The organism is Acetobacter fallax (assembly GCF_011516735.1).
GTDB lineage: Bacteria > Pseudomonadota > Alphaproteobacteria > Acetobacterales > Acetobacteraceae > Acetobacter > Acetobacter fallax.
In genome coordinates, this window is sequence record NZ_WOSX01000090.1 from 1 (window position 1) to 4,824 (window position 4,824).

General features: G+C 54.2%; 5 protein-coding genes. 3 read left to right on the forward strand and 2 right to left on the reverse strand.

Translation table 11 applies throughout. The features are described 5' to 3' along the window. Positions 1-382: IS5 family transposase (locus GOB85_RS18330; RefSeq protein WP_173579006.1), on the forward strand; the 382-nt coding region annotated here is incomplete at its 5' end. Between the two features lie 13 nt (positions 383-395). Here GOB85_RS18330 and GOB85_RS19510 read toward each other — a convergent pair. Next, the gene (locus tag GOB85_RS19510; RefSeq protein WP_242011628.1) at positions 396-722 is read right to left on the reverse strand and encodes a transposase; all 327 of its coding nucleotides are present in this window, start codon (positions 720-722) and stop codon (positions 396-398) included. Between the two features lie 209 nt (positions 723-931). Beyond that, the gene (locus GOB85_RS19515; RefSeq protein WP_242011629.1) at positions 932-1,360 is read right to left on the reverse strand and encodes an IS110 family transposase; all 429 of its coding nucleotides are present in this window, start codon (positions 1,358-1,360) and stop codon (positions 932-934) included. Positions 1,361-1,751: 391 nt separating this feature from the next. On the opposite strand from GOB85_RS19515, the gene GOB85_RS18340 reads away from it, so the two are divergent. Together GOB85_RS18340 and GOB85_RS18345 are read left to right on the forward strand one after the other, a co-directional pair. Then, positions 1,752-3,089, forward strand: coding sequence for an amidohydrolase family protein (locus GOB85_RS18340; RefSeq protein WP_338421813.1), 1,338 nt, complete (start codon positions 1,752-1,754; stop codon positions 3,087-3,089). Between the two features lie 663 nt (positions 3,090-3,752). Next, positions 3,753-4,702 (forward strand): IS630 family transposase gene (locus GOB85_RS18345; RefSeq protein ID WP_408737088.1). Its coding sequence is split into 2 segments (ribosomal slippage): positions 3,753-4,095 and positions 4,095-4,702, totalling 951 coding nucleotides; the frame shifts between segments, so codons are not numbered across the junction. Positions 4,703-4,824: the final 122 nt, after the last annotated feature.

Genomic DNA, 4,824 nt, shown 5'->3' on the forward strand with positions numbered 1-4,824 from the left:
TGTCGTGTGCGATGGTCAGGGCCGTCCGGTCCGGCTGCATCTGACTGCAGGTCAGGTCAGTGACTTTAAAGGCGCAGACGTGCTTCTGGCAGATTTCCCCGACGAGACAGAAGAAGTCATCGGGGACCGGGGCTATGACAGTAACCGGATCAGAGAGTCTCTCGCAGACCGCAATATCACCGCCTGCATTCCTCCAAAGAAGAACCGGAAATCAAAGCCACCTTACAACTGGCATCTGTATAAAAAGCGCCATCTGCTCGAAAACATGGTCGCAAAGCTCAAAGACTGGCGACGGGTGGCAACCAGATATGACAGATGTGCTCATACTTTCATGTCCGCAATCCATATCGCAGCAAGCGTCATCTTCTGGCTCAAAGAATGAGTATCCGTCTTGGTCAAGTATGGCGTGGTTCCCATACCCGGTCATTGCGTAACAGGACATTCGCCAGAACGACGAGACGCCGCATGAGAGCGGTCAAAGCCATTTTTGCGTGCTTTCCCTTATCCGTCAGACTAAGATAGATGCTTCGAAGATTAGGGTTATGCCGCATAGCAACCAGAGCAGGCATGTACAGGGCGTTTCTGACATGAATCCGACCACCCCGAATAAAGCTTTTACCCTGCCACTTTCCTGACTGCCTGGTGACAGGAGCCAGACCTGCGAGCGCAGCAACCTGTCCATTTTCCAGTGTTCCCAGTTCGGGAATATCAGCAATCAGCATCGCAGCGGTGGCCTCTCCAATACCTGGAATGCTGACCAGAATGGCGCGTTTTCGAGAGAGGCTCCCGTCTGTCGAGATTAGTTCGCTGATTGCCTGATCGATGGCTGCGACCTGAGCCTCTGTCTGACGAAGTCTATAGCGTGTCAGACGTTTCAGAAGACTGAGCTGCAGGTTTTTCTGGCGATTAAGCAGGGCAGTCCTGTCACGGGTCAGATTTCGTCGTGCAGCTGCCAGTTCCTGTAGCGCAGACTGCTGCTCGCTGCAGATCTCAGACGTCCTGGGTTCAGGAAGTGCCCCATCCTGGCCAGCATCATGGCATCTACCCGATCCGTTTTTGCAAGCTTCCCGGTTGCCTCAGCAAACTTTCTTGCATGCCGCGGATTGATCCGTGAGAATGGGATGCTGGCCTTTGCCAGTTGGCTCTCCAGTTGACGATGGAACGGGCCGGTCGCCTCGAAGACAACCTGCACGGCCTGTTGCCTGCCAATCCACCGTAGAAGCGCTCTGAGCCCTTTCACATTGTTGGCGGTCTGTATCTGATCGCCATCTGGATATTGAGCCGCATCAAGATGATCTTTGGAAACGTCAATGCCAACAACAACGGCATTACTCTCCAGCTTTGAGCATGTCTGTGCCATTTCCCATTGTCCTATGCTTGTCATCCGGGATTTTCTCCCAGGTATCCGTTCAGGTCCGAGGAAAAGAAGAGGCGGTCATACTCATTCGCGGCCCGTCATGACCTGTCCTGACTCGACCCGCTCTCTCCAGCAGTCAGGAGGTGGCTACCTCCTGACTGCTGCCTTTGTCGCATACAGCGACCCGGATTTCATAAGACAAGTCCTGAGCCTAATGTGGAAGTCCTCCTCCGAGCTTATTTCGGCGTTACCGACCTTTTCCAAAAGGGCTCTGAGCTGTTGGCTCTGATTTTGATATAAATGACCATGCTGATAATCTGCTAAGAATGCAGTAAAGTTTTATGAAAGAAAAATCATAGTGTCCTTATCTGATAGTTCCGGCAGAAAAAGTGTAGTGGGGACCGTTATTGCGGGTCGTATGCTTGATGCGCTGTCGCCCGGCGAAGTCGTGCTGTCAAAAGCAGCTCTGCTTATCGATCAGACGGGCATGATTGTTGAACGTGCGGAGAGTGGGACCTCGCAGTTTGATCAGCTTCTTCGGCATCATGACACTACGTGGCATGATGAGCGGTCAATCCTGATGCCAGGTCTCGTCGATCTCCATATTCACGCCCCTCAGTGGCCTCAACTCGGTACAGCACTCGACAGACCACTGGAGCAATGGCTGAAGAATTATACCTTCCCGCTTGAAGAACGTTACAACGACATCGCTTTTGCGAGAGGCGTTTATGAAGAATTGGTTCCTGCTCTTCTGGCACAGGGAACGACAACAGCACTTTATTTCGCGACTATTCACGAAAAATCGAGTCTGGAACTTGCACGATCGTGCCTGAAATATGGGCAGAGAGGTTTTGTCGGTCTGGTCGCAATGGATGATTCGATACTTTGTCCGGAGACGTACAGATATTCGGAGCCCGAAGCCGCAATCAGTGCGACACGGCGTTTCATTGATGCTGTACGACAATTGCCTGGAAATGAAGGTGGCCTCGTCCAGCCGGTTATCACTCCGCGTTTCATTCCGGCATGTTCGGAAACCCTCCTGCGTGGCCTTGGCGACCTCGCCTGTGAGACAGACGTACGGGTACAGACACATGCATCCGAGAGTGACTGGGAACATGATTATGTCAAAGACCGTTTTCGTTGCACTGATGTAGAGGCGCTTGAAGCATTTGGCTTGCTGCGGCGCCATACAGTGCTGGCCCATGCAGGATTTACCAGTGCAGATGACAGGAAACGTATCCGCAAACATCATGCCGCTATTGCGCATTGTCCGATTTCAAATGCATTTTTCGCAGGTGCTATTCTTCCGATTCGACATCTTCTTGATGAAGGAACTGCCTGTGGTCTGGGTACCGATATTTCAGGTGGCTATTCCCCTTCCATCCTCGAAAATGCTCGTCAGGCCGTTGTTGCGGCCCGTATGCTCACAAGTGGTGTTAATCCGGATCTTCTTCAGCAAAAACGCGGTTCTCAGGGGATGGCTATAGATTTCACTGAGGCTTTCTGGCTGGCAACACGCGGAGGCGCGGAAGCTCTCGGCGTGCCGGTCGGGCAGCTGCGTCCCGGCATGATGTTCGACGCACTCAAGCTGGACCCTCGTGTCAGTATGCTGTTTCCTAGTGAGGAGGATAATGCCGAAGAAACTGTCCAGAAAATCATTTGTCACGCCGGCATACATTCGATCGCGTGTGTATGGGTGAACGGGCGGATCGTATCCGGTCGTTACAACTGATACCAATCGTCAGTTCTCTCCTGGCAAACTATCCCGCGGAGCAGGGCGAGGTCAGGTGAGAGTGCTATTACAGATCCTTGTCGACGTGGCCGCAATAATGACAGATATAAAAACTGCCGGCACAATGGTCATTTCTTCTCATAGTCCGGAAAGCCTGCACACCGTTGCCGAGCCCAGCAACTCATGCTCAGGTCTAAAAAGAGTTTGAAGCGAAACGTCTGGCTTCTCATGTAGAGTATTATTAGCACGGGCAACATTCGCAATCAGCCAGGTCCTGACGTCACGTAGAGGCACATATCCGGCATACTTGCAGATTTTTGAGCCCCGCGGCGACAACGGGCAGGGATGCGCAGGTTCCGGGAGCCTGCCTTGCTTCCACAGCGTGGATTGCGGCGGGCGTAAGTAGTCCGTGCGCGATTTGCCTGCGTCCGATCAAAGAATGTGACTGATCGGTGCGGAAACGGCAACGAAGCAAGCGAAGAAAACAGTCTGCCATTACGATATGGAGTATGAGCAGGAAGAAGCAATGGAGATAATCGTAAAGCCGGATAGCCGCCCTTTTTATTCCGTTAGAGCGTTTTCTGCGCTGAATGAATTGGTTGGGATTCCCAAAGTGGTGATGATCTGATTCAAGATGACCGCCGGGATGGGGGCCGGTTCTGGATGTCATCACGCACATTGTCTCTGGATCTCCGCGAACGTGTTGTCGCGGCTGTATCGAATGGTCTGTCGCGTCGTCAGGCGGCCGAGCGGTTTGGCGTCAGTCCGGCGAGCGCCGTTCGCTGGTGCGCCCTTGCCACCGCGACCGGCAGCGCCGCCGCCAGTCCGCGTGGCGGGGATCGTCTGTCTCACCGGATCGAGGCGCAGGCAGCGCGTATTCATGCGCTGATTGCCGGGAAAGACGATCTGACCCTGGCCGAAATCCGAGCCCGACTGGCTGAGGACGGCCATCACTTTGCAATCGGCACACTGTGGCGTTTCTTCGCACGCCATAGGATCACATGGAAAAAAAGACCGCTCACGCGGCGGAGCAGGACCGGCCGGACATCCTGACACGACGACAGGACTGGTTCGATGTCCAGCCCGATCTCGATCCGAAGCGGCTGGTTTTCATCGACGAAACCTGGGCCTCCACCAATATGGCGCGCCGTTATGGGCGGTGTTTGCGCGGCCAGAGGCTGCGTTCCGCCGTACCACATGGTCACTGGAAAACGACGACATTCGTCGCCGGGTTGCGACTGACCGGCATCGTAGCGCCCATGGTGCTCGATGGTCCGATCAACGGCCGCAGCTTCCAGACCTATGTTGATCGTATCCTTGTGCCCGACCTGCGACCCGGCGACATCGTCATCATGGACAATCCGGGTTCCCACAAAGGCCCCGGCATCCAGGCTGCCATCGAAGCCGCAGGCGCGACCGTGCGCTATCTCCCGCCCTGCAGCCCCGATTTCAATCCCATCGAAAAAGCCTTCTCCAAACTCAAGGCCCATCTCCGCAAAGCCGCAGAACGCACACGTGATGCTCTGTGGGACAGGATCGGCACACTGATCGATCAGATCTCACCAAAAGAATGCGCAAACTTCTTCACCGCAGCAGGATATGAACCAGATTGAGAGAAAAACGCTCTAGCAGTCTGTCGGGTTGGGCATTTTGAGGATCACGGCGGCGAGGCTGACCCGGCTTATGCTGTTTGAAGCCGTGCCATTCTTTTGCAGTTGTATGCGAGAGCGACGAG

What these genes read in the sequence shown, in the direction of transcription:
- GOB85_RS19510 (WP_242011628.1), bottom strand. Translation starts at nt 722, where the DNA reads ATGCTGATTGCTGATATTCCCGAACTGGGAACACTGGAAAATGGACAG.
- GOB85_RS19515 (WP_242011629.1), bottom strand. Translation starts at nt 1,360, where the DNA reads ATGGCACAGACATGCTCAAAGCTGGAGAGTAATGCCGTTGTTGTTGGC.